Origin of the sequence: Streptomyces glaucosporus (assembly GCF_039533345.1) — a bacterium.
In the GTDB taxonomy this organism is placed as follows: domain Bacteria; phylum Actinomycetota; class Actinomycetes; order Streptomycetales; family Streptomycetaceae; genus Streptomyces; species Streptomyces glaucosporus.
Map to the genome: position 1 here is coordinate 36,542 of NZ_BAAATJ010000015.1, position 23,393 is coordinate 59,934.

The 23,393-nt window shown below is 75.8% G+C and carries 23 protein-coding genes, 1 pseudogene and 1 riboswitch; of the genes and pseudogenes, 11 read left to right on the plus strand and 13 right to left on the minus strand.

Features of this window, described 5'->3' with window-relative positions; genetic code table 11:
• Positions 1-217 precede the first annotated feature (217 nt).
• From ABD358_RS16780 to ABD358_RS16790, 3 genes are all read left to right on the plus strand, one after another.
• Positions 218-364 carry a hypothetical protein gene (locus tag ABD358_RS16780; protein WP_344631842.1) on the plus strand — a complete coding sequence of 49 codons (147 nt, stop codon included), beginning with the start codon at positions 218-220 and terminating at the stop codon, positions 362-364.
• Positions 365-447: 83 nt separating this feature from the next.
• Positions 448-1,035, plus strand: a complete 588-nt coding sequence (locus ABD358_RS16785) for a GNAT family N-acetyltransferase (protein ID WP_344631843.1) — start codon at positions 448-450, stop codon at positions 1,033-1,035.
• 293 nt (positions 1,036-1,328) lie between these two features.
• Positions 1,329-3,353: a neutral/alkaline non-lysosomal ceramidase N-terminal domain-containing protein gene (locus ABD358_RS16790; RefSeq protein ID WP_425576357.1), complete on the plus strand. Its 2,025-nt coding sequence runs from the start codon at positions 1,329-1,331 to the stop codon at positions 3,351-3,353.
• 76 nt (positions 3,354-3,429) lie between these two features.
• Here the strand turns inward: ABD358_RS16790 and ABD358_RS16795 are convergent, their stop codons facing one another.
• Positions 3,430-4,050 carry a hypothetical protein gene (locus tag ABD358_RS16795; protein ID WP_344631845.1) on the minus strand — a complete coding sequence of 207 codons (621 nt, stop codon included), beginning with the start codon at positions 4,048-4,050 and terminating at the stop codon, positions 3,430-3,432.
• Positions 4,051-4,105: 55 nt separating this feature from the next.
• Complete coding sequence (locus tag ABD358_RS16800; protein WP_344631846.1) at positions 4,106-5,386, minus strand: MFS transporter; 1,281 nt, start codon at positions 5,384-5,386, stop codon at positions 4,106-4,108.
• Between the two features lie 669 nt (positions 5,387-6,055).
• Between ABD358_RS16800 and ABD358_RS16805 the strand changes: the two genes are divergently transcribed.
• Complete coding sequence (locus ABD358_RS16805; protein ID WP_344631847.1) at positions 6,056-6,328, plus strand: hypothetical protein; 273 nt, start codon at positions 6,056-6,058, stop codon at positions 6,326-6,328.
• Here ABD358_RS16805 and ABD358_RS16810 read toward each other — a convergent pair.
• The 7 genes from ABD358_RS16810 to ABD358_RS16840 form a co-directional block, all read right to left on the minus strand.
• Positions 6,318-7,328, minus strand: a complete 1,011-nt coding sequence (locus ABD358_RS16810; RefSeq protein ID WP_344631848.1) for a zinc-binding dehydrogenase — start codon at positions 7,326-7,328, stop codon at positions 6,318-6,320. The two genes, ABD358_RS16805 and ABD358_RS16810, sit on opposite strands and share 11 nt — an antisense overlap.
• 91 nt (positions 7,329-7,419) lie before the next feature.
• Positions 7,420-8,442, minus strand: coding sequence for a glutathione S-transferase family protein (locus tag ABD358_RS16815; protein WP_344631849.1), 1,023 nt, complete (start codon positions 8,440-8,442; stop codon positions 7,420-7,422).
• A gap of 239 nt (positions 8,443-8,681) precedes the next feature.
• Positions 8,682-9,125, minus strand: a complete 444-nt coding sequence (locus ABD358_RS16820) for a VOC family protein (protein WP_344631850.1) — start codon at positions 9,123-9,125, stop codon at positions 8,682-8,684.
• A gap of 43 nt (positions 9,126-9,168) precedes the next feature.
• Entirely contained in the window at positions 9,169-10,140 is a 972-nt protein-coding gene (locus ABD358_RS16825; RefSeq protein WP_344631851.1) for an AraC family transcriptional regulator, read from the minus strand.
• Between the two features lie 37 nt (positions 10,141-10,177).
• Complete coding sequence (locus ABD358_RS16830) at positions 10,178-10,813, minus strand: FMN reductase (protein ID WP_344631852.1); 636 nt, start codon at positions 10,811-10,813, stop codon at positions 10,178-10,180.
• A 63-nt stretch (positions 10,814-10,876) separates the two neighbouring features.
• Positions 10,877-11,968 carry an LLM class flavin-dependent oxidoreductase gene (locus ABD358_RS16835; protein ID WP_344631942.1) on the minus strand — a complete coding sequence of 364 codons (1,092 nt, stop codon included), beginning with the start codon at positions 11,966-11,968 and terminating at the stop codon, positions 10,877-10,879.
• Positions 11,969-12,164: 196 nt separating this feature from the next.
• A complete protein-coding gene (locus ABD358_RS16840; RefSeq protein WP_344631853.1) occupies positions 12,165-12,479 on the minus strand; it encodes a DMT family transporter in 315 nt (104 codons plus the stop codon).
• Between the two features lie 62 nt (positions 12,480-12,541).
• Positions 12,542-12,601: riboswitch (guanidine-III (ykkC-III) riboswitch) on the minus strand.
• A 139-nt stretch (positions 12,602-12,740) separates the two neighbouring features.
• Between ABD358_RS16840 and ABD358_RS16845 the strand changes: the two genes are divergently transcribed.
• Positions 12,741-14,015: an endonuclease Q family protein gene (locus ABD358_RS16845; protein ID WP_344631854.1), complete on the plus strand. Its 1,275-nt coding sequence runs from the start codon at positions 12,741-12,743 to the stop codon at positions 14,013-14,015.
• Positions 14,016-14,024: 9 nt separating this feature from the next.
• Here ABD358_RS16845 and ABD358_RS16850 read toward each other — a convergent pair whose 3' ends face one another.
• Positions 14,025-14,543: a gamma-glutamylcyclotransferase family protein gene (locus ABD358_RS16850; RefSeq protein WP_344631855.1), complete on the minus strand. Its 519-nt coding sequence runs from the start codon at positions 14,541-14,543 to the stop codon at positions 14,025-14,027.
• 506 nt (positions 14,544-15,049) lie between these two features.
• Between ABD358_RS16850 and ABD358_RS16855 the strand changes: the two genes are divergently transcribed.
• Positions 15,050-15,718 (plus strand): dienelactone hydrolase family protein, encoded by a 669-nt coding sequence (locus ABD358_RS16855; RefSeq protein WP_344631856.1) that lies wholly within the window; start codon positions 15,050-15,052, stop codon positions 15,716-15,718.
• Positions 15,719-15,773: 55 nt separating this feature from the next.
• The gene (locus ABD358_RS16860; RefSeq protein WP_344631857.1) at positions 15,774-16,427 is read left to right on the plus strand and encodes a phosphoribosyltransferase; all 654 of its coding nucleotides are present in this window, start codon (positions 15,774-15,776) and stop codon (positions 16,425-16,427) included.
• Positions 16,428-16,477: 50 nt separating this feature from the next.
• On the opposite strand, the pseudogene ABD358_RS16865 reads toward ABD358_RS16860, so the two are convergent.
• Positions 16,478-16,909: pseudogene (locus ABD358_RS16865) on the minus strand (RrF2 family transcriptional regulator); the annotation flags it as partial.
• 197 nt (positions 16,910-17,106) lie between these two features.
• On the opposite strand from ABD358_RS16865, the gene ABD358_RS16870 reads away from it, so the two are divergent.
• The 4 genes from ABD358_RS16870 to ABD358_RS16885 all read left to right on the plus strand — a co-directional run bounded on the left by ABD358_RS16870 (position 17,107) and on the right by ABD358_RS16885 (position 19,911).
• Positions 17,107-17,340: a hypothetical protein gene (locus ABD358_RS16870; RefSeq protein ID WP_344631858.1), complete on the plus strand. Its 234-nt coding sequence runs from the start codon at positions 17,107-17,109 to the stop codon at positions 17,338-17,340.
• Between the two features lie 188 nt (positions 17,341-17,528).
• Positions 17,529-18,872, plus strand: coding sequence for a 6-phospho-beta-glucosidase (locus ABD358_RS16875; protein WP_344631859.1), 1,344 nt, complete (start codon positions 17,529-17,531; stop codon positions 18,870-18,872).
• 123 nt (positions 18,873-18,995) lie between these two features.
• Positions 18,996-19,406 carry an SRPBCC family protein gene (locus ABD358_RS16880; protein WP_344631860.1) on the plus strand — a complete coding sequence of 137 codons (411 nt, stop codon included), beginning with the start codon at positions 18,996-18,998 and terminating at the stop codon, positions 19,404-19,406.
• Positions 19,407-19,506: 100 nt separating this feature from the next.
• A complete protein-coding gene (locus ABD358_RS16885; protein ID WP_344631861.1) occupies positions 19,507-19,911 on the plus strand; it encodes an OsmC family protein in 405 nt (134 codons plus the stop codon).
• Positions 19,912-19,975: 64 nt separating this feature from the next.
• Here the strand turns inward: ABD358_RS16885 and ABD358_RS16890 are convergent, their stop codons facing one another.
• Together ABD358_RS16890 and ABD358_RS16895 are read right to left on the minus strand one after the other, a co-directional pair.
• Positions 19,976-21,436 carry an ABC transporter substrate-binding protein gene (locus ABD358_RS16890; protein WP_344631862.1) on the minus strand — a complete coding sequence of 487 codons (1,461 nt, stop codon included), beginning with the start codon at positions 21,434-21,436 and terminating at the stop codon, positions 19,976-19,978.
• 5 nt (positions 21,437-21,441) lie between these two features.
• Positions 21,442-23,388 carry a hypothetical protein gene (locus ABD358_RS16895; RefSeq protein ID WP_344631863.1) on the minus strand — a complete coding sequence of 649 codons (1,947 nt, stop codon included), beginning with the start codon at positions 23,386-23,388 and terminating at the stop codon, positions 21,442-21,444.
• Positions 23,389-23,393 lie beyond the last annotated feature (5 nt).

Sequence of the window (23,393 nt, forward strand, 5' to 3'; positions counted from 1 at the left end):
GACTGCCGCCTCATCCTAGAGCGGGCCGCCACGGCCGGGAACAGAGGCCTGACGGTCCGCACACGCCCGGGGTCCCGCGTGCCCGGGCCCCCGGCCGCCGCTTCCGGCCGGCCGGGGGGCTGACATCACCCGCACCCGCGGGGGTAGGAGGCAGTCAGGACGACATCGCCGTTCGTGCGCCCGTCCCGCCGGGCACACGCGACCACCTGGAGGAACCATGCCGGGCATCCTGAGCAAGATCGCCGCGTTCGCCCGCACTCCGCAGGGGCGCCGGCTGACCCAGCAGGCCAAGCGGGCCGCCTCCGACCCCCGCAAGCGCGCCGAGGCCAAGCGCGCCCTGACCAGGCTGCGCGGACGCCGCTAAGGCGCCTCCGCCGGCCCCCGCCGGTCCCCCGTCCGCCGCCGGGACGGTGACGGACGGGGGCGCGTGCTGCCAGGATGGCGCGCATGACCGAGGTCCGCACCACCAGCACCAGTGACAACGCCGGGATCACCGGTAACAAACGAACCGTCCAGACCCTCCACACGGCCGATCTGGACACCGCCGCCCGCGAGGCGGTCCGGAAACTCCTCGACGAGGCCTTCGGGGGAGACTTCGACGAGCAGGACTGGGAGCACGCCCTGGGCGGCGTGCACGTCCTGGTGTGGGAGGACTCCGAGCTGGTCGGGCACGCCTCGCTGGTGCAGCGGCGGCTGCTGCACGGCGGCCGGGCGCTGCGGGCGGGTTACGTCGAGGGGGTCGGGGTCCGCTCCGACCGGCGGGGGCTCGGGCACGGCCGGGCCATGCTGGAGGCGCTGGAGCGGGTGGTCCGCGGCGCGTACGAGCTGGGGGCGCTGAGCTCCTCCGAGGACGCGCTGGACTTCTACGCGGCGCGCGGCTGGCAGCGCTGGCAGGGCCCCACCGCGGTGCTCACGCCCACGGGCGTGGTGCGCACCGAGGGGGACGACGGCGGTGTCTTCGTCCTGCCGGTGACGGCCCGCCTGGACCCGACCCGCGTCCTGGTCTGCGACTGGCGCGACGGCGACGTGTGGTGAGGCGGCGGCCCGGTGCGGGTGCGGGCCGCCGCGGGGCCGCGCCGCGCGGTCCCGGCGAATCCCGTCCCGGCGGATTGCCCGCGCCCCTCAGGGATGTCATGCTCACATCGCCCACCGGTGAACCGGCGGTAACCCCACAGGCGGCACGAGAAGCACCCTGAGGAGCCCAGGTGAGCGATCCCCGAGCCCAGCGGCAGACACCGTCCGGCCAACCCTCCGGAGGGCCGGCCCGGCCGCCGGGCCGCAGCCGCCGCGGCGTGCTGCGCGCCGGGGCCGCGGCGGCCGGGATCGGGATGGCCGGGCTCCCCCTCTCCCCCGCGTCCGCCGCCTCCCGCGCGCCCGCGCGGTCGTCCGCGGACGCCCGGGGAGCGGGCTCCTACCTGGTGGGCCGCGGCATCGCGGACGCCACCGGCGAGGTGGCCGAGGTCGGCCTGATGGGCTACGGCCGCACCGACCAGCAGGCCGAGGGGCTCCACACCCGGCTGCGGGCCCGCGCCTTCGTCGTCGCCGAGCAGGCCCCGGACGGCGGCGCGGGCGAGCGGGTGGCCCTGGTCGTGGTCGACTCCCCCATGATCTTCTCCAGCGTGCACCAGGCGGTGCTGCGCGCCCTCGCCGACCGGTACGGCGGCCTCTACACCGCCCGGAACACGATGATCACCGCCACCCACACCCACGCCGGGCCGGGCGGCTACTCCCACCACCTGCTGTACAACCTCACCACGCTCGGCTTCCACGCCAAGACCTTCGACGCCGTCGTCCGCGGCATCGTGGAGGCGGTGACGCGGGCCCACGCCGACCTGGCCCCGTCCGAGCTGTCCCTCTCCCGCGGCGAGCTGCGCGGGGCGAGCGTCAACCGCTCCCGCGCCGCCTTCGACCGCAACCCCGCCGACATCAGGGAGCACTTCCCCGACGCCGTCGATCCCCTCACCACGCTGCTGCGCGTCGAGCGGCGGGGGCGGCTGGCGGGAGCCGTCAACTGGTTCGCCACCCACTGCACCAGCATGTCCGGCGACAACCGCCTCGTCAGCGCCGACAACAAGGGCTACGCCGCCTACCACTGGGAGCGCGAGGTCGCCGGCGCGGACTACCTGGCGGACACCGCGCCCGAGGTGATCTGCGCCTTCGCGCAGACCAACGCCGGCGACATGTCCCCCAACCTCGACCTGAAGCCGCCCACCACCCCGGAGGACTTCGAGAACACCCGGCGGCTCGGCCTGCGCCAGTACGAGGCCGCCGCGCGCCAGCTGGAGCGCCCCGGCACCCGGCTGACCGGGGGCGTGGACTCCCGGCTGGTGTACGTGGACCTCTCCGACGTCACCGTGGAGCCGGAGTTCACCGGCGACGGACGCGTCCACCGCACCGCCGCGCCGGCCGTCGGCGCGGCCATGGCGGCGGGCAGCCTGGAGGACGGCCCGGCCTTCCCCGGCTTCACCGAGGGCGAGAACCCGCTGTGGGACGCGATCTCCCACTCGGTGATCTACACCGTCTCGCCCGAACTGCGCGACGCCCACGCCCCCAAGGCGATCGCCGTGCCCATCGGGGAGATGAACCGGCTCTACCCCTGGGTTCAGGAGACCGTCCCCGTCCAGCTCGTGCGGATCGGACGGCTGCACCTGATCGGCGTTCCGGGCGAGGTCACCATCGCGGCGGGCCTGCGCCTGCGCCGCACCGTCGCCGGGATCGTGGGCGCCGACCTGGACGACGTCCTGGTTGCGGGCTACGCCAACTCCTACTTCCACTACGTCACCACGCCCGAGGAGTACGACGCCCAGCACTACGAGGGCGGCAGCACCCTCTTCGGCCGCTGGCAGCTCCCCGCGCTCCAGCAGACCGCGGCGCGCCTGGCGCGGGCCATGCGCGACGGGCGGGACCTGCCGGCCGGGACGCCGCCGCCCGACCTCTCCGGGCGGGCCCTCGCCCTCCAGCCCCCCGTCGTGCTGGACGCCCCGCAGCTCGGGCGCTCCTTCGGCGACGTCCTGACCCAGCCGCGGGAGAGCTACCGGGCGGGCGAGCGGGTGACCGCCGTGTTCGCCGGCGCCCACCCGGGCAACGACCTGCACCGGGGCAGCACCTACCTGCGGGTGGAGCGGGCCGAGGGCGGCGCCTGGCGCACGGTCGCCGACGACGGGGACTGGTCGACGACCTTCCGGTGGCAGCGCGACGGGATCGCCGCCTCGAAGGTGACGGTCACCTGGGACGTTCCCGACGGGACCGAGCCCGGCAGCTACCGCATCCGCTACCACGGCGACGCCAAGCCCCTGGTGGGCGGCGTCCGCTCCTTCTCCGGCACCACGCGGGCCTTCACCGTCCTGGGCTGAGGCCCCGCCGCCGCGTCCGGGGACGCCCGCACGCGGCGGCCCCGCGGCGGCCTCCGCCCGGGCCCCGCGGAAGCGGTCAGTCCGACGGGACGGACTCGGTCTCCGGCCCCCGGGCGGAGCCCAGGCGCGCCAGGAACTCGCCGCGGTGCAGGTCCGCGATCGGCGCCATCAGGTCCGGGTGCCGCAGCAGGGGCGCCGCCTGCCGGTCGAGCGCGTCGGGCCGGGTCAGCCGGCGGAACTCGATCTGCGTCCCCCGCGCGTGCTCGCTGTGCGCGACCGCGGCCACCGCGGCGTCCGCCAGCTCGGGCGAGGTCAGCAGGCAGGCCGCCCAGCTCGCCAGGATCTCGTCCACCCAGGTGCGCCAGGCGCCGTCCGCGTCGCCGGGCTCGCGGGGCGCGGGGATCCAGGGCAGCCCGGCGGCGCCGTCCGGGGAGTCCGGGTGCTCCGGGGCCTCCCCGGCGGGCTCCGGGGGCGCCGCACCGGTGATCCGGTCCAGCCGCCGTGCACCGCCCGGCCCGGCCACCGCCACCAGGGCGGCGTCCATCGACGTGGGGTAGCGCAGCCAGGCGGCCACGGTGACCGCCTGCCGGGCCTGCGCCTCGGCCAGGGACGCGCTGAAGACGCCGCCGGCGGTCGGATAGGCCCGGACCAGCCACCGGGTGGTGGCGGCTATGACGGAAGAGAGATCAGCAGACACCTTGGTCCCGCAATCGGAGGAGCGGATTCCGGTTCGATGGTAGTACCAGGCCCGTTCAGGCCACCGGGGCCAGCTCCGGCAGGGGCTCCGCCTCGGCCGCGCGCCGGGCGGGCACCACCGTCGCGGACAGGGTACGGCGGCCGTGCCACAGCGCGCCCGCGCCGATCGCGCCGGCGACGGCCAGCCCGCCCGCGACCAGGGCGCCGCGCGGTCCGGCCACCTCCATCAGCAGGCCCAGCAGCGGGGGCCCGGCCAGGCCCCAGCCGGTGCTCGCGCTGCGCCACACCCCCAGCACCCGGCCGCGCAGGTGGGCGGGCGGGTCGGTCTGCAGCACGGTGGTCCCGGCGGTGTCGGACACCGACTCCACCACCGCCATCGGGGCCACCAGCAGGAGCAGCACGGTCAGGGACGGCGAGAGCCCGGCGGCGACCTGGAGGAGCGCCCCGGTGGCGGCCATGGCGGCCACCAGGCGGACCGACGGCCTGCTCAGGCGCCCGGCGAGCACCGCGCCGACCGTGCCGCCGACGGCCAGGACGGTGGCGACGGTGCCGAAGTCCCCCGCGCCGGCGGCCAGCGGGCCCGTGACCAGGACCGCCAGGGTCAGGCTGTAGTTCCGTCCGAAGACCGCGCTCACCCCGGTGATCCCGGCCAGGGCCACCAGCCGGGGCCTGCGCAGGAAGAAGGCCAGGCCCTCGCGGGCGCCGCCGCGGGCCCGCTTCCGGGCGGGGCGGGACCCGCCGGCCGCGGCCGGCGTCCTCCCTTCCGGGCTCCTCGCGGCGCGCTGCGGACGGCGGACCGGCTTCAGGAAGGGGATGACGGCGGCGACCGCCAGGAACGACAGCCCGTTGGCGACGTACGCGGCGGCGGTGCCGAACCAGGCCACCGCGCCGCCGGCGAGGGCGGCCCCGGCCAGCCGGCCGACGCTGTGCACCACGGATCCCAGGGCGATGGCGGAGGGCACGTCCCGGTCCTCCACCAGGTCGTTGCCCAGCAGCGCGCACGCCGGTCCGTCCACGGTGGCGATCAGGCCCGTGACCGCGGCCAGCGCCATCAGCACGCCCGTGTTCAGCATGCCGAACGCCACCAGGGCGGCCGTGGCGAAGGCCACGACGCCCAGCACGGCCTGGCTCACCGCCGCGGTGACCTTGCGCGGCCAGGAGTCGACCACGGCGCCGCCCGCGACTCCGAGCAGCAGACCGGGAGCGGCCTGGACGGCCACCGACAGACCGGTCATCGCGGCGGAGCCCGTGACCTGGAGCACCAGCAGGTTCTGCACCGTGAGCTGCATCCAGGTGCCGGCGTTGGAGACCAGATTGGCCGCCGACCACCACCGCATGCTCGGGGAGCGCAGGGCGCGCCACGGTGCGCGGTCCTCCCCGCCCGCGTCCTTCGGCCGCCGCCGGAGCGCGGCACGGCGGAGGAGGGAGCGGGGGGCGGAGGAAGCGTCGGGCCCGGAAGGATCCGAGGCGCGCGACGAGGGACTCGAGAAAGAAGAAGGCATGGAGAAAGGGGGGGTTCGAGGGCCCGGCGGGCACGTGAACAGCCGGACCGCCGGAGGGCGGAGCGGCGTTCGGGCGGTTCCGCGGCACTGCGGGCCCGACGATCCACCATCCTCACAGAAGGCCCCCGCCGCCGGGCGTCCCCGGCCGCGTGACCCTCCCCACCCCCGTCAACGTCCGTACGGGCGGGGCGGTTTCACCGGCGGGTGGCGTTTCTCACAGCCCGTCGGGAGGCGGCCGCACGCCCACGGACCGTCAGCGACCGGCGGCGGCACGGCACCGGCGGACGTGACGGGCGCCATACTCCGCCGGCCCGGTCCGCGAGGCGCGCGGAGGACGGCATACCGGAAGCCGGGGAGGGGAAAGCCCGTACGGGCGAGAACGCTCGTCCCTCCGCCCGCGCCCGGCCGCGGCGGACCGCGGCAGCGCGGCGGAGAGCGGCGGACACCGGGAGCGGACGTGGCGGGAGAGGCGGCGGAAGGAGACCTGCCGGTGAACTGCACCACGTGCGGCGCCCAGGTGATCCAGGGACCCGACGGGCGCTGGTCGTGCGGCAACTGCGGGGCGAGCGGATGACCTCCTCCGGGATACCCGCCCCCGACGTCGCCGTGATGCACTGCGCCCAGTGCGGCTGGGCGGTCCAGGAAGGGCCCCGGGGCGGCTACGTGTGCGCCCAGTGCTTCCACACCGTCGAACCCCCGGCGGCGGCCCGGGCGGACGCCGGGCCCGCGCCCCTCCCCGGTCCGGGGGCGCCGCCGGACCGGGACGTCACGGCCTGAGGATCAGCCGGACCGGGTTGCCCTCCTTGCGCAGCAGCCGGTCCACCGCCTCCTGGGCCTCGGCCAGCGGCAGCACGCCGCCGACCGACCGGGACAGTTCCAGACGGTGCCGCCGCACCAGCTCCACGAGTTGCCCGACGTGCTCGTCGGCGGAGCCGTAGTGGCCGAGCACCTGCTGCTGGAAGTAGCTGAAGGCGGTCCCGTCGGCGATGGTCAGCGGCTGGTCGGTGAGGCCCACCAGCACCAGTTTGCCGCCCCGGTCCAGACAGGCCACCGCCTGCTCCCGCGCGGCCGGGACGCCCGCGAAGTCGAACGCGACGGCCAGTCCCGCGCCCCCGGTCTCGGCCCGCACCAGGGCGGGCAGCTCGGGATCGCCCGGGGAGAGGGCCACGTCCGCGCCGAGGGCCAGGGCCCGCTCCCGCGCATCGGGCAGGGGGTCGACCGCGACGACGGGCGCCGCGCCGACGATGCGCAGCAGCTGGACCGCGTGCACGCCCAGCCCGCCCGCGCCCCAGACGCCGGCCGGGCGCGCGGGCTCGGCGCGGGCGGTGGCGGTGATGGCGGCCCAGGGGGTGGAGACGGCGTCGGGGATGATCGCGGCCTGCTCGAAGGGCAGGTCGTCCGGCAGCTCCACCAGCGTGGACTCGCCGGCCACCGCGTACTCCGCCCAGCCGCCGTCGTAGTCCACACCGCGCGTCCAGACCACTCCCCCGCGCTCCTCCCCGGCCTGGAGGAGGACGCGCTGCCCCGGCCGCCAGCGGGTCACGCCCGCGCCCGGCTCGGCGACGACGCCCGCCACCTCGTGGCCGAGGGTGACGGTGTCCCCGGGCAGGTGGAGCGGGGTGAGCGTGCCGTCGATCAGGTGCGCGTCCGACAGGCAGACGCCCGCGGCCTCGACCTTGACCAGCACCTCGCCCGGTCCGGGCCGCGGGGTGGGGACCTCCTCCACCGAGAAGGCGCGGGTCCTCACGTTGAGTCGTCCGGCGAGCACGGCGGTCACCTGCTTTCCGTGTCGGGGGCTCGGGTCTCCCCGGGTTCCACGGACCGCCGGGGCCATCCCGGGGCGCGGGGGGACTCCGGCGGGCGGGCGGTCACCGTCCGTCCGCCCGGCCCCCGGGCGGCACCTCCTCGCCGGCGGGCACCGGACCGGGGGGCGTGCCGTCGCCGAAGGGCCGTCCGCCCAGCTCCTCCCTGTGGTGCGGGGTCAGCCAGGCGGAGAGGTCCGGGCCGAGCGGCACGATCTGCGTCGGGTTGATGTCGGTGTGGACCTGGTAGTAGTGCCGCTTGACGTGGTCGAAGTCGACGGTGTCGCCGAAGCCGGGCGTCTGGAAGAGGTCGCGGGCGTAGGCCCACAGCACCGGGTCCTCGGAGAGCTTGTTGCGGTTGCACTTGAAGTGGCCGTGGTAGACCGCGTCGAAGCGGACCAGGGTGGTGAACAGCCGCACGTCGGCCTCGGTGACGGTGTCCCCGACCAGGTAGCGGCGGGTCGCCAGGCGCTCCGAGAGCCGGTCCCAGCATGCGAACAGGTTCCGGTACGCCCGCTCGTAGGCCCGCTGGGACTTGGCGAAGCCGGCCAGGTAGACGCCGTTGTTGAGGTTGCGGTGGACGTCCTCCATCACCTCGTCGATCTCGTCGCGCAGCGGCTCGGGGTACAGGTCCGGGGCCCCGTCGCGGTGGAGGGCGGTCCACTCGGTGGCCAGGTCCAGGGTGATCCGCGGGTAGTCGTTGGTGACGAGCCTGCCGCTGGGGACGTCGACGACCGCCGGGACGCTGATCCCGCCGTCGTAGCCGGGGTCGCGGGCGGCGTAGGCCTCGCCGAGGAAGGCGATGCCCAGCACCGGGTCCCTGCCGCCGGGGTCCAGGGTGAAGCGCCAGCTCCGCTCGTCCTGCAGGGGGTCGGCGATCGCGAGCGAGAGGGCGTCCTCCAGGCCGAGCAGGCGCCGCACGATCACCGCGCGGCTCGCCCAGGGACAGGCCCGGCTGACCACCAGCCGGTACCGTCCCGCCTCGACGGGCCAGCCGTCCCTGCCGTCGGCCGTGATGCGGTCGGTGAAGCGGCTGGGGGACCGCTCGTACTCGGGGGTCGTGCTGCCGGGATTGCCGACGGTGGTCATCGTCACCCTCTCTCGCGGCGCGGGCGGACGCGGACCGTACGCGTACCCGCTTCCGCGCCCGGCATCCGGAGTCGGAAGCGGGACCCGGCGCACTCCCCCGTGGAGCCCCCGCGCCGCCGCCCCGGGGGCTCCTCTCCCCCGGACCCGTGGCCCGGTCCCCGTCCTCCTCGGTTCCCGGTCCCCGTGTCCGGGGCGCCGGGGTGTCCGCCGGAGGAACGGGGACGAGGCCGCGGCGGGCGTCAGCCTTCCCGGACCGCCGGCCGGGCCGCCTCCCCCCGCGGCGCGCCGCGGTAGGTGCCGAACTGCCAGCGGTTGCCCTCCGGGTCGCGCACGGTGAAGTCGCGGGACCCGTGGTCGGTGTCGTACGGCGCCCTGACCACCTGCGCCCCGGCGCCGCGGGCGCGTTCGAAGAGCTTGTCGGGGTCGTCGGTGACCACGTAGGCGCCGAAGCTCCCGGGCTCCAGCGGCCAGGGATCGCCGTCTCCGCCGCGCACCGAGCCGAGCATGATCCCGCCGCCCTCGGGCCAGGCCAGTTCCGCGTGGTGGACGGAGTCCCCGTCGGCCACCACCGTCGTCGCCTCGAAGCCGAAGGCGTCGGTCAGGAAGCGGATCAGCGCCCGCGCGTCGCGGGCCCTCAGCGTCGGCCACACCCGGGGTGCCGGTGCCGGTGCCGTGCCGTCCATCTCCGGTCGTCCTCCTTCGATCGTCCTCCAGTGGATCGCCGGCTCACCCGTTCGCGATGAGCCCCTGCCCCTCCCACTCTTCCGTCCCCGCCGCCCGGTCGGCTTGTACGTTTCGGAACTCCCCGTGGGCCTCCCGGGCCAGCCAGTGGCTGGGCGCGCTCCCGGCCAGCGCGCGGAACTCGCGGGCCAGGTGGGACTGGTCGAAGTAGCCGCAGGCGGCGGCCACGTCGGCCAGCCCGAGTCCGCCCGTCGCGGAGGACGGCCCGCCGCCCGGCCCGCCCGCGGCGAGCGCCGCGGCCCGCGCCCTCAGCAGGCGGCGCGCGCGGTCGAAGCGGATCACCCGGGCCGCGGTCTTGGGGGACAGTCCGATCTCGTCGCGGAAGCGGGCGGTGAGGTGCCGGGTGCTCCAGCCGGTCCCGGCGGCCAGCTCCGCGACCGTCAGGGTTCCGCCGGAGGACAGCAGCCGGCCCCAGGTGTGGACGACCTCGCGGGGCGCCTCCCGTCCGGGCACGAGCAGCCGCGGCAGCAGACGGTCCAGGACGGCGAACCGCTCCTCCCAGGTCCGGGCCTCCCGCAGCCGGTCCCGCAGTTCGGCGGCGTACCGGCCCAGCACGGCGTCGGCCGGGACGTCGGTGCGGGCCAGTTCCCCGGCGGGCAGTCCGAGCAGGGTCCGCGCGCCGAGCGGACCGATCGCGATCTGGACGCCCGACTGCCTGCCCTCGTGGGCGATCAGCGCGGGCGCCGCGTGGAGTCCGCCGAGCAGCGTGTCGTACCGGCCGGGCCGCTGCCGGGGATCGGGATGGCCGGCCACGGTGAGCCGGTCGTCGAGGGTGAGGATCAGCGTCAGGTACGGGGAGGGCAGTCCCCGGTGGAGGCCCGGCGGGACACCGGCCTGGCGGTAGCCGAAGTACCGGGCCACGTACGGTCGCAGCGGGGCGGCGGGGCGGCGGCACAGGTACTCGTCGACCACTCCGTCCGCCCGCCCCCGTCCGGGCGCGTCCTCCACTCGGTCCACTCCCCCAGTATCGGCCCGGCGCCGGCCGCGCCCGGTGTCAGTCGAGGCCCAGGGAGGCCAGGTGCTCCTGGAAGGGGGTGACGGCCCCGGTGTCCGCCGCGCCGGGTTCCCCGGCGGGCTCGGGCCGGGTCCGCACCAGGTGGGCCAGTTCCTCCGCGGCCCGCCCGATGCGCGCGGCCAGTTCGCCGTGCCGTGCGTCCCCGCCGCCCCAGTCCTCGGGGGCGGCGTAGACCGCGGTGGGGGCCACGGCCGCCCGCAGGTAGGCGAACATCGGGCGCAGGGCGTGCTCCAGGGCCAGGGAGTGGCGCGGTGTGCCGCCGGTCGCCGCGATGAGGACGGGCTTGCCGCGCAGCGCGGTGTTGTCGATCACGTCGAAGAAGGACTTGAACAGGCCGCTGTAGGAGGCGGTGAAGATCGGCGTGACCGCTATCAGGCCGTCAGCCTCCGTCACCGCCTCGATCGCCTCGCCCAGGGCGGGGCCGGGGAAGCCCGTGACCATGGCGTCGGCGATGCCGCCCGCCAGTTCGCGCAGCTCGACCGTCCGGACCTCGACCGGGCGGTCGCCGTCCGCCAGTTCCCGCCGGGTGGCCTCGGCCAGCCGGTCGGCCAGCAGGCGGGTGGAGGACGGCCGGCCGAGACCGGCCGAGACGGCCGCGATGCGGATGGGCTTCATCGTCGTTCTCCTGCGTCTGTGTGCGTGGGGTTCCGGTGCGGGCGGTGCGGGGGGCCGCGGCCGTCAGGCCGGTGCGGTCCCGGCGTCGCGGCGGGCGGCCAGGGACCGGTGCGTGGGGGCGTCGGGGACGTCCGCCGGACGGCCCGACGCGAACTCCTTGCGCAGCACCGGCACGACCTCCTCGCCGAGCATGTCGAGCTGTTCGAGGACGGTCTTCAGCGGCAGTCCCGCGTGGTCCATCAGGAAGAGCTGGCGCTGGTAGTGGCCCGCGTACTCGCGGAAGGTCAGGGTCTTCTCGATGACCTGCTGGGGGCTGCCCACGGTGAGCGGGGTCTGCTCGGTGAACTCCTCCAGGGAGGGACCGTGGCCGTAGACGGGCGCGTTGTCGAAGTAGGGCCGGAACTCGCGCACGGCGTCCTGGGAGTTGCGCCGCATGAACACCTGGCCGCCCAGTCCGACGATCGCCTGCTCGGGGGTGCCGTGGCCGTAGTGGGCGTAGCGCTCCCGGTACAGGGAGACCATGCGCTGGGTGTGCTCCTTGTTCCAGAAGATGTTGTTGTGGAAGAAGCCGTCGCCGTAGTAGGCGGCCTGCTCGGCGATCTCGGGGCTGCGGATCGAGCCGTGCCAGACGAACGGCGGGACGCCGTCCAGCGGACGGGGGGTGGAGGTGAACCCCTGGAGGGGGGTGCGGAAGCGGCCCTGCCAGTCCACCACGTCCTCGCGCCACAGCTTGTGCAGCAGCGCGTAGTTCTCGATGGCCAGCGGGATGCCCTGGCGGATGTCCTGCCCGAACCAGGGGTAGACCGGCGCGGTGTTGCCGCGGCCCAGCATCACGTCCACGCGCCCGTCGGCCAGGTGCTGGAGCATCGCGAAGTCCTCGGCGATCTTCACCGGGTCGTTGGTGGTGATCAGGGTGGTGGAGGTGGAGAGGACGAGCCGCTCGGTGCGTGCGGCGATCCAGCCGAGCATGGTCGTGGGCGAGGACGGCACGAAGGGCGGGTTGTGGTGCTCGCCGGTGGCGAAGACGTCGAGGCCCACCTCCTCCGCCTTGAGCGCGATGGCGACCATCGCCTTGATCCGCTCGTGCTCGGTGGGCGTCCGGCCCGTGGTGGGATCGGGAGTGACGTCACCGACGGTGAAGATCCCGAACTGCACTGCGTTCACAGCACTCACATCCCGATAGTTGATTGTTCAATCATCTTCTCGAACGCCCCACCGTACCCGCCTATTCCCCGCCCGCGTTCCCCGCCGGGGGCGCGGTTCCCGGGCACGGGCGCCGGAAAGCCGGAAACCGGGCGGCGCGGGCACCGCGCGGTGGACGCCGCGGTCGCCCGCGAAGGGCCGGGCCGTCTCAGTGCAGCAGTTTCAGTCCCACCACGCCCGCGACGATCAGCAGCAGGCACACCACGCGCCCGGCCGTCACCGGGTCGCCGAGCGCCGCCATCCCGTACAGGGCCGCCCCGGTGGCGCCGATGCCCACCCACACCGCGTAACCGGTGCCGACCGGGATCTCGCGCAGGGCGTAGGCCAGCCCGCCCATGCTCAGGACGAGGGCGCCCGCGAACAGGAGGCTGGGGCCGAGCCGGGTGAAGCCCTTCGAGGCGGACAGCGCGGCGGCCCACACCGCTTCCAGGATCCCCGAGACGAACAGAACGAACCACGCCATGGCGCGACCTCCGCAGTGGTGACGGTGCATGGCTGCGTGTGCCTGCGTATACCTGCGTATGCCTGCGCCGTCTTGTCCTCACCGGGTACGGCGCGCTCGTCCGGGGCGCCGGGGGCGCCGGAGGCCAACGTAGCACCACGGCCGGCCGGGCCGACGGGCGGCCGCGGCGCCCATGCCCGCGCCGTACCGGGGCACACGGAAGGCCACGCAGCCGACACCCGCGACACCCGGCGGGACGGCCCCGCCGCGAAAGGCCCCTCCATGCGCCACTACGCCGACCTGCACGTGCACTCCCGGTACAGCAGGGCCTGCAGCCGCGACAGCGACCTCGTGCACCTGGCCTGGTGGGCCCGGCGCAAGGGCGTCACCGTGCTGGGCACCGGCGACTTCACCCACCCGGTGTGGGCGCGGACCCTGCGCGAGTCGCTGGTCCCGGCCGAGCCGGGCCTGTTCCGGCTGCGGGACGACCTCGACCGCGAGGTCCTGCAGGCCCTGCCGCCGTCCTGCCACGGGCCCCTGCGCTTCACGCTCCAGGTGGAGGTCTCCACCAACTACCGGCGCGACGGCCGGGGGCGCAGGATCCACCACCTGTGCCACGTGCCCGGCTTCGACGCGGCGGAGGAGCTCACCCGCCGCCTGGCCCCGTTCGGCGACCTCGCCTCGGACGGACGGCCCGCCCTGGCCATGGACGCGCGGGACCTGCTGGAGGCCGTCCTCGCCGCCGGCGAGGGCTCCTTCCTGGTGCCGGCCCACGTGTGGACCCCCTGGTTCGGCGTCCTGGGCTCGAAGTCCGGCTTCGACGGGGTGGAGGAGTGCTACGGCGACCTCGCCGGGCACGTCTTCGCGGTGGAGACCGGACTGTCCTCCGACCCGGAGATGAACTGGCGGGTCTCCTCCCTGGACCGCTTCCGGCTGGTCAGCCACTCCGACGCGCACTCGCCGCCCATCGTGGGCCGCAACGCCACCGTGTTCGACACCGCACTCGACTACTTCGCGCTCCGCCGCGCCCTGCGGACCGGCGAGGGGTACGCCGGCACCGTGGACCTCTATCCCGAGCAGGGCAAGTACCACCTCGACGGGCACCGCGGCTGCGGCGTCCGGCTGGAGCCGGCCGGGACCAGGGAGCACGGCGGGCGGTGCCCGGTGTGCGGCAGGCGCCTGACGGTGGGCGTGCTCCACCGGGTCGAGGAGCTGGGCGACCGTCCCCCCGGGCGGCGGCCGTCCACCGCGGGCGAGCCGCTGAAGATCGTGCCGCTGCCGGAGGTCATGGGCCAGATCCTCGGGGTCGGGCCGAAGAGCAAGCGCGTGGCGCGCGCGGTCGACGCCCTGACCGCCGCCCTGGGACCGGAGCTGCCCCTGCTGCTGGACGTGCCCCTGGAGGAGATCCGCGGGGCCGGCGAGCCGGAGGCGGCCGAGGCGATCGGGCGGCTGCGCGCCCACCGGGTGCGGCGCGAGCCGGGCTACGACGGGGTGTTCGGCGCGGTCACCGTGGTGGAACCGGACGGGCCCGCCCCGGCGGCCGACCGCGGCGGATAGGCCGCGTCCTCACCGGGAGGCCGACGGGCGGGCCGGGGCCTCCGGGACCGGGACGGGCTCCGGGGCGGGGCCCAGGGCGAGCCGCGCGCACCGGGCCGCGAAGGCGGCCAGGTGGCACTCCGCGAAGTCCTCGGCGTTCCAGTCGCCGGGCAGCACCCGCCCGGCGGACCAGACGTAGGCCCGGCAGTGCCGGCCGTCGGTCAGGGGCAGGCGCCGCAGCTCGTACTCGTCGCCCTCGAAGGTGTGGAGGACGTGCCGCTCGGCGGGCGTCAGGTCCTCCAGGAGCAGGCCCGTCACCGTCCCGTCGGCGGGGACGAGGCCGGGGTAGACGCGCCCCCTGAGGGCGGCGGCGCGCCATCCGGCGACGGCCGCCGGCGTCCGGGCCGGCACCCGGCCCAGGAGGGCGCGCAGGACCTCGGGGAAGCGCAGCGTCCCGTACACGAACAGCGGTTCGTCCGCCGGGGCGGCCCGCTGTCCGCGCACGGCGTCGGCGGGGGCGGGGTTCTGGTCGGCGGGGCGGCGGAGCACGGGGTTCCTCCTGGTGGCATCGGCGGCGGGGCGTCGGCGGCGCGCCGGGACGGACGGGCCGCGCGGGGCCGGCCGCTCCCATGATGGCCCGGTCCCGGCGCGCGCGTGCGCCGGAGTGGGCCGATCGGCGGCGGTGCGGGACCGCACACGGTACGGAGCGCGTCGGGCCCGGACGGCGGGTCACCACCGCGGGCGGCCCGGTGCCGGTGCGCCGGGGCCCCGGCGAGCACCGCCCGCGCGCTCCGCGGGGTGCGCCGGCTGGCCGCCGTCACCATGCCCGGCACACGGCCGGCCGCGTTCACCGGCCGCCCCCTCGGATCCCGGGGCGCGCACGGCGGCGGGCGGCACGGCCCCGGCCGGGACCGGCAGGTCCGCGGCACCGGGGCGCCGTCCACTCCGGCCCCGGCTCCGCCCGGGCCGTTCCGGACGTCCCGGGCGCGCATACCGCCGCCGACGGCGGGTACCTCCGGCCGGGCACGGACGTCCGCACAGCGCGGGAGGCGACGATGCTCCCCGAGACCGAGACAGCCCGGATCGCCACCGGCGCGGGAGCCGTCCTGCCCGGAGACCTCACCGTGCCCGAAGGGGCCCGCGGCGCCGTGGCGTTCGCCCACGGCAGCGGCAGCTCCCGCCACAGCCCCCGCAACCGCGCGGTGGCCGGGGTGCTGCGGGACGCGGGTCTGGGCACGCTGCTGTTCGACCTGCTCACCGAGGACGAGGAGCGCACCGACGCGGTCACCGCAGCGCACCGCTTCGACATCCCCCTGCTCGGACGGCGTCTGGTGGCCGCCGTCGACTGGCTCGCCGCCCACCCCTCCACCGCCGGACTGCCGATCGGCCTGTTCGGCGCCAGCACGGGCGCCGCGGCGGCCCTGGTCGCGGCGGCGCAGCGGCCGGAGAGGGTGCGGGCCGTGGTCTCCCGGGGCGGCAGGCCGGATCTCGCCGGGGACGCCCTGGACCGGGTCGACGCGCCCGTCCTGCTGATCGTCGGCGGCGAGGACCGGGAGGTCCTGCGGCTGAACGAGCAGGCGGCCGCGCGGCTGGCCGCGCCCTGCGCGGTGCACGTGGTGCCCGGTGCCACCCATCTGTTCGAGGAGCCCGGGACCCTGGACCAGGCCGCCGCCGCGGCCCGCGACTGGTTCGTCCGCATGTCCCGCGAGACGGCGCCCCGGTGACGGCCGCGGGGCTCCGCGGCGTCCCGGTGCGCAGGGGGCGAAGGGAGAGGAGACCATGCGCTTCCACGACCGCAGGGAGGCGGGCCGCCGCCTCGCCGAACCGCTGCGCGAGCTCCTGCTCGCCGGGGAGCTGGAGAACCCGCTGGTCCTGGCTCTCCCCCGCGGCGGCGTCCCCGTGGGCGACGAGATCGCCCGCGCGCTGCACGCGCCGCTGGACGTGCTGGTCGCCCGCAAGATCGGCGCCCCGTTCAACCCGGAGCTGGGGGTGGGCGCCATCGCGGGCGGGGGCCCGCCGCTCTTCGACGAGCGGTCGCTGGCCGCGCTCGGCCTGACGCCCGAGGGGCTGGCCCCGCTGGTCGAGCGGGAGCGGGCGGAGCTGCGCCGCCGCGAGGAGCTGTACCGCGCCGGACGGCCGGCGCCCGACGTCCGCGGCCGGACGGCGGTCGTCGTCGACGACGGGCTGGCCACCGGCGTCACCGCGCGCGCCGCGCTGCGCGCGGTCCGCGCCCTGGGGCCGGACCGGGCGGTCCTGGCCGTCCCGGTGTCCTCGCCCCAGGCCGCCGCCGCGCTGGAGCCGGAGACGGACCGGCTGGTGTGCCTGTCGGAGCCGCCGTCCTTCCAGGGCGTCGGGCAGTGGTACGCGGACTTCGCGCAGGTGGGCGACGACGAGGTGGTCGCCACCCTGCGCGCCGCGGCCGGCGCGCGGTGAGGGACGCGGGCGGACCGGGGGGAGCCCCTTGGGGCCCTCCCGCGGGCGGCGGCCCGGGTGAGCAGCCTCGCCAGCACGGGCCGGGCCGGCTCGCCGACCAGGTCCCGCACGGTCAGCGGGTCGAGGGCCGCGTAGAACGCCTCCTGCACGTCGCGCAGGGCGGCGCGCAGCCGGCAGGCCCCGCGCGGGGGCAGGGAGTGGGCGGGTCCTCGCAGCCCACCACGTCACCGGCCCCCTCAAGTTGCCGCACCAGCCAGCCGGCCGAGGCGGTGCGTCCCCCGGCGGTGAGCTCCAGCCCGCCGCCCCTGCCCCGCCTCCGGCACGCCCGGGTGCTGGAGGCGGCTCACCACCTCGGACACGTGCGTGTACGGCGCGGCCACGGCCTCGGCCACCTGCCGGGAGGCGGGCGTCCCGGCCTCGTCCGCGACCGCCGGGCGCACCACGACACGCAGCGCCAGGTCGGTGAACTTCGTCAGCCGCACGCCATGACGTCATCGATTCGCATCTCAGACGCGTATCCGGGACTCCCGGGGAAACCTGATCCGGTCCGCCGGGAAGCGTCGGCCGGGCGGGTGGTCGCGCTGCGCCGGTCGGAGACCGGCGCCGCGTCGCGAGGGAGGACCGGGGTGCGCCCGATCCATCCTTGCGGCTGACCGACCCAGCGGAGGAGGAACGTTTCATGAGCGTGTGCGAGGTGTGCGGCAACGACTACGAGATGGCGTTCGAGGTGCACGCGGCGGGCGCCGTCCACGTCTTCGACAGCTTCGAGTGCGCCGTCCAGCGGATGGCGCCCATCTGCGAGAACTGCCAGTGCCGCATCCTGGGCCACGGCGTCGAGTCCGACGGGCACTTCTACTGCTGCGCCCACTGCGCGCGCGTGCAGGGGCACGCGCAACTGGTCGACCACGCCTGACCCCGCCCCTCCGCGCCCCGGACGGGCCGCCCCGGCCACCCGGGCCCGTCCGGGACGCGGAGGTGTGCGACCATCGCACCTGCCCCGCCGGCTCCCGCGGGCGGGGAGGATCGGACCGCGACAGACCGGGGACGGACCGTGGACGCTGTGACGACCGTGGCGGACGCCGGACGGGGGGTGGCCGCGCGATGAGGCTCACCGTGCTGGGAGGCGGCGGTTTCCGGGTGCCGCTGGTGCACCGGGCGCTGCTCGGCGACGCCGGGGATCCGGCGGGCCGCTGCACCGAACTCGTCCTGTACGACACCGACCGCGCCCGGCTGGACGCGATCGGCGCGGTGCTCGCCCACCAGCGGGCGCGGCACACCGGACCGGCCCCCGCGCTGCGGACCACCACCGACCTCGACGAGGCGCTGCGCGGCGCGGACTTCGTGTTCTCCGCGATCCGGGTCGGCGGCCTGGCCGGCCGCGTCCGCGACGAGCGGATCCCCCTCGCCGAGGGCGTGCTGGGGCAGGAGACGGTGGGCGCGGGCGGAGTGCTGTACGGGCTGCGCACCCTGCCGGTGGCGGTGCGGATCGCCGAGCGGATCGCCGAGCTCGCCCCCGGGGCCTGGGTGATCAACTTCACCAACCCGGCGGGCATGGTGACCGAGGCGATGGACCGGGTCCTCCGGGACCGCGGCCTGCCCGGCCGCGTGATCGGCATCTGCGACTCCCCCGTCGGCCTCTGCCGCCGCGCGGCGCGCGCCCTGGGCGCCGACCCGGACCGCGCCGGGTACGACTACGTGGGCCTGAACCACCTGGGCTGGCTGCGCCGCCTCACGGTGGACGGCGTGGACCGGCTGCCCGTGCTGCTGGCCGACACCGCCGCGCTGGAGTCCTTCGAGGAGGGCAGACTGTTCGGGGCCGACTGGCTGCGGGCGCTGGGCGCGCTGCCCAACGAGTACCTCCACTACTACTACTTCGGCCGGGAGACACTGGCCTCCGTCCGCGCCGCCGCGGCCACCCGCGGGGAGTTCCTCCTCGGCCAGCAGTCCCGCTACTACGAGCGGGCCCGGCCGGACGACCCCGCGCAGGCGCACCGGGAGTGGGAGCGCACCCGGCGCGAGCGCGAGGAGACCTACCTGGCCGAGAGCCGCGAGGCCTCCGGCGGCTGGGAACGCGACGGCTGCGACCTGGACGGCGGCGGATACGACCGGGTCGCGCTCGCCCTGATGCGGGCGGTCTCCCGGGACGAGCGCACCACCCTGATCCTGAACGTCCCCGGCCGCGGGGCCGTGCCGGGCCTGGACGGCGACGCGGTGGTCGAGGTGCCCTGCCTGGTCGACGCCTCCGGGGCCCGCCCGCTGGCGACCGGGCCCGTCGCCGCCGACCAGCTCGGGCTGATGCTCACGCTCAAGGCCGTCGAACGGTCGGCGATCGAGGCCGCGCAGAGCGGTTCGCGCCGCGCGGCGCTGCGGGCCCTGGCGCTCCACCCGCTGGTGGACTCGGTGCGGGTCGCCGAGCGGATCCTGGACGCGGCGGGCGGGTTCTGAGCCGTCCCGCACCGCGTCCCGACGGCGCCCGTCCGAACGGACCGGTTCCGGCGTGGATGCCCGGGCCGGGCCGGGGTACGTCGTTCTGGGTCCCGAACGTACCGACCACGGGAGTGATGTCCGGTGAGCGAATACGAGCGTTCCCGCACCATGCCCGCCATGCCCGAGCTGATCTTCGACCAGGTGTCCGACCCCGGCGCCCTGAACCGCTGGCTTCCCACGGACCTCCACGCCCATGTGGAGGCCCCTCCGGCGGTGACCGTCCACGAGGACCGCACCGGGCACGACGTCCGGGCCCTGTTCCGCACCCAGCCCGACCAGATGCGGGCCGAGTGGGGGACCCGGGAGCAGGGCTCGTACGCCGGCTGGCTCCAGGTGGCGGGCATCGGCAGCGGCGCCAGCGAGGTGACCGTGCACCTGTCGTTCTTCGACGAGGACCACGCTCCCCCGGAGGACGCCGTCCACCAGTCCCTCGACCAGAGCCTGGAAAGGCTCGCCGAGCAGGTGAGGATGCGCACCGAGCACGCCGACTGACGGCCGGACGGCGGGGGACGGCGGGGACGGGGGCACCGGCGGGCGCCGTCAGCCGTTTGGGGGCGCCTTCCGGGAAGGGCGCCCGGGTAGACCTGTGCGCATGTCCCCTTCCGAACGACAGGATCTCTACAGCGCCCAGGCCCACTCCCGGCACGGCACCGGCCGGGTGGACGTCTCCGGGCGGGCCGGCATCCCGGTCGGCGCCCCCAGCGAACTGGGCGGCAGCGGGCAGGGGTACGACCCCGAGCAGCTCTACGCGGCGGCCGTGGCCACCTGCCTGCACCAGGCCCTGGTCATCGCCGCCACCCAGAGCGGCGTCGACCCGTCCGGCAGCGAGGTGACCGCCCGGGTCCGCCTGGGCGACGGCGGCGCCCAGCACTACACCTTCGACACCACGGCCGAGATCACCCTGCCCTCCGCCGACGGCGACCAGCGGGAGCGCGTCATCGCCCAGGCGCTGCGCATCTGCCCGGTCGGCGACCAGCTCAACCCGCCGCCGTCCTGACACCCCGCACGGGCCCCGGCCGTCCCGGACCGCGACCGGGGCGGGACGGCCGGGGGCGGGCCGCTCAGCCCCGCGGCGAGAAGACCTCGACGAAGACCGGGATGCCGTTGGGGTCCAGCCGCAGGACGGGCACCGCCTTGTCGCGCGGGTTGCCGTCGCTCCCGAACGACAGGGAGCCGCCGGCGCCCCGGACCCGTTCGCTGTCCTCCATCAGGTGGAACATCCTGCCCACGGCCTCGCTGGTCACCCCCGTCTCGCCGATGTCCGCCATCTGCGCGCCGCGGGCCGCGGTCAGCACCGCGTCGTGGGACATCATCGCCTGGCCGTCGGCGTGCGAGTCGTCGCCGAACCACTTCTCCAGCTGCCCGTTCTCGAGGAAGGCCGCCTGCAGCTCCTTCGGCGCCCCGTCGGGCCGGTCCTTCCACATCCGCGGATGGGCCAGCCCCGTGTAGTACACCTCGATGCCGCTCGCGGTGGCCCTCCTGACCTGCTGGGCGGTGAGGTTGGTGGTGTCGTCCCCCGTCATCACGGTGAAGTCCCACTCCGGGCAGACCCGGTCGGCCAGCACCTTCAGGAAGTGGGTGAGGTGCTGGCCGCGTCCGGCGAAGTAGACGACCTCGGGACGGTGGAAGCACAGCTGGTTGGAGAGGAAGTGCAGCTCGCTCTTCCAGTTGCCGGGCACCGAGGAGTCGAAGGTCTTGCGCTCGGCGACCAGCCGGTGCCGCCCGCCCCGGGGGAACTCCTCGGTGAAGGCGTCGCCCAGGGTCCGGGCGTACAGGTTCCGCTCCGCGACGTCCTGGACGACCATCGCCGTGCCGAAGCCCTCCTTCCGCAGGTACTCGGCCGCCACCTTCGCCTCGTCGACGTTGGTCGGGGCGACGCGCACGAAGCCCTTCAGCTTCCCGCCCTTCTCGTCCTCGTTGACGTCGGTGGCGGTCATCGTGCCGGCGACCATGGCCATTCCGTGGGCGGACAGCTCCCGCAGGGCCTGCCGGTTGGGGTCCGTGCTCGGGCCCAGCCCCGTCACCGCCACCAGCCGCTCGTCGTCCTTGCGCGCGATCAGTTCCCCGACGGTGTGCCGCCAGTGCTCGGACTCGCTGCCCGTGTTCGCGATCAGCAGTCTGATCCTCGGGGTGGACCGCTCGTTGTACCGCTGCTGCGCCAGGTAGGCGCCCTGGAGTTCGTGGAGGACCGACTCCTCGGAGTTGCTGTCGTCCTCCCCGACGGTGAGGGAGGTCATGTACGCCACGCTGACGTAGTCGCCGCCCTCCTTCACGACCTTCTCGTTGGCCTCGCGGATCCGCTCCGTCACGGCGGCGAGGTGACCGGCGAAGACGTAGGAGCCGTCGGTCACGCCGACGCACTCCTCGTCCGGTCCCTTCTTCACCACGCCGGCCGCGCAGCGCGACTCGCGCTCGACCCACCAGTCGAGGAAGAGCAGCGTCCCGCCCGCCAGGACGGCCAGCGCCACGACGGCGGTGACGAGGCGTTTGACCGCCAGCAGGGACATACCGCGCCCGGCCACGCCCCTCACGCCCCTTCCGCGCCGGTCGGCCGGTGACGCCAGTGCCGGTACCGTTCGGCCTCGTCGTACAGGGCCACGATGTCACTCCCCCTCAGTTCGGACAGCCGGTCGTACCGGGCCGCGATCACGCTGTTCAGCCGCAGCCCCGGATCGCCCAGCGGATCGCTCCACAGCCAGCGCGCGCACACCAGCCCCCGGATCACCGAGGTGTCGGTGATGGAGTGCGCGGGTTCCTCGGGTGCCAGGTCGCCCAGCAGCTCCAGCGGCGGCCGGTCGGGCGGCAGCCGGTTGGGCGCGGAGGTGACCTCGTTGACCAGGCGGATCCACCGGACGGCCGCCATCTCGCGGAAGTGGCCGGTCAGCCGGTCGACCACCTCGTCGACGTGGTGGGCCGCCAGCCGGTGGTACAGCGCGTCCGCCGGCCGGTCCTCCGCCTCGGAGTACTCGGCCAGCAGCTCGTGGACGGTGTCCCACTCGTCCGGGTCGGCGGCCAGCCGCCACAGCAGCAGCCTGCGCAGCCACGGGTGGAGGCGCGGCCGCGCCCGGTCGGCTTCGAGCAGCCAGCGCGACCGCACCTCGTTGAAGAGCGGCTCCCCGGCGCCGCCCGGGGCCACCGCGCCCAGGATCCTGCTGCCCACGGCCAGGTCTCGGGCCGCCGCACAGCGCACCAGCGCCTCGCGCTGCGCGGCCGAGAAGTCCTCCAGCAGATGGTCCAGGGCCGCGTCGGCCAGGCTCAGTCCGGGGGTGCCGCGCATCCGCCGGCCGGGCAGGGAGCGCAGCCACAGGTCGAGCTCACCGCCCCGGCCGGGCGCGTTGGGCAAGTCCAGGGCGTCCATCACCTGCCGCACCGCCGCCGGCAGGCCGCGGGTCAGCCGGTAGACGAACGGGGCGAGGCCGGAGTGCCGGGGCGAGGCCAGTTCGATGCCGGTGCGGACCTCGTCGAGGGTGAGGTCCCGCAGCCGCAGCGGGTACCACCAGGAGTCGCCGCTGTCGTGGCCCGGGCGGCGCTCGCGCCAGTCGGCGAGCGAGGCCCGGTCGGGGCTGCGCAGCCGCCAGGGCCACTGGTCCCCGGAGGACGAACCCCAGTTGTCCAGCCAGCGGTTGGAGCTGCCCACCACCGTCAGCGGATCGCAGAGCGTGCCGGCCAGGGCGGCGTCGCGGCGCGCGCCGACCAGCAGTTCCAGGAACAGCCGCCCGTGATCGGCGTGGCAGTTGTCCAGCAGCAGCAGGTAGGAGCCGGGGGCGAACCGGCGGCCGGTGTCGTGGCGCAGGTCGTCCAGGAAGGCCGCGAAGAGCACCCGGTCCAGGATGCGCTTCTCCTGCCCGGTGCCGTTGTGCCGCCACATGTTGAGTTCCAGCAGGGCGTCCCACGGGTCCCGGGAGGGCACCAGCGGGTGGTCGGCGAACCACTGCGGGGCGCCGGCGAAGCGCCGTCCCGGCAGTAATCGCCGTCCGCCGCCGCGGGCGGCGTCCCGCAGCAGCGTGGCGACCACGGCGGAGGCGCCGTTGGGCGCGCCCAGGGCGCTGCCGGCGACCTCCAGGAACGTGCCGAGGTAGTCGCCGTAGCGTTCCTCGGCCTGCTGCCGGAACTGGTCCAGCTGGCTCTGGATGGCACGCCGTCCGTCCGAACGGGTGGTCATCCGCAGCTCTCGGTCGGAGGCGAGCAGCCCGAGGGTGAGCCGGGGAAAGCGCGAGGCCCGGTACTGCGGCAGCTTCCGTTCCAGCTGGCGGGCTATCAGGGCGAGGGCGTAGCGGGGCAGCAGGGCCTGGTCGGCGGCGAAGTTGAGGTACGCGAACGGATGGTCGGCGCCGAAGCGCTCCATGACGGCGTTGTGCGCCTCGCTGGCGCCGCTGCCCCGCGGCCCGACCAGCATCGTCACCGGCCGTTCGGCACCGTGCGGCTGGTCCAGGCACTCGGCGACGAGGGCCATGATGCCGTTCCGCCCCCGCATGCCCA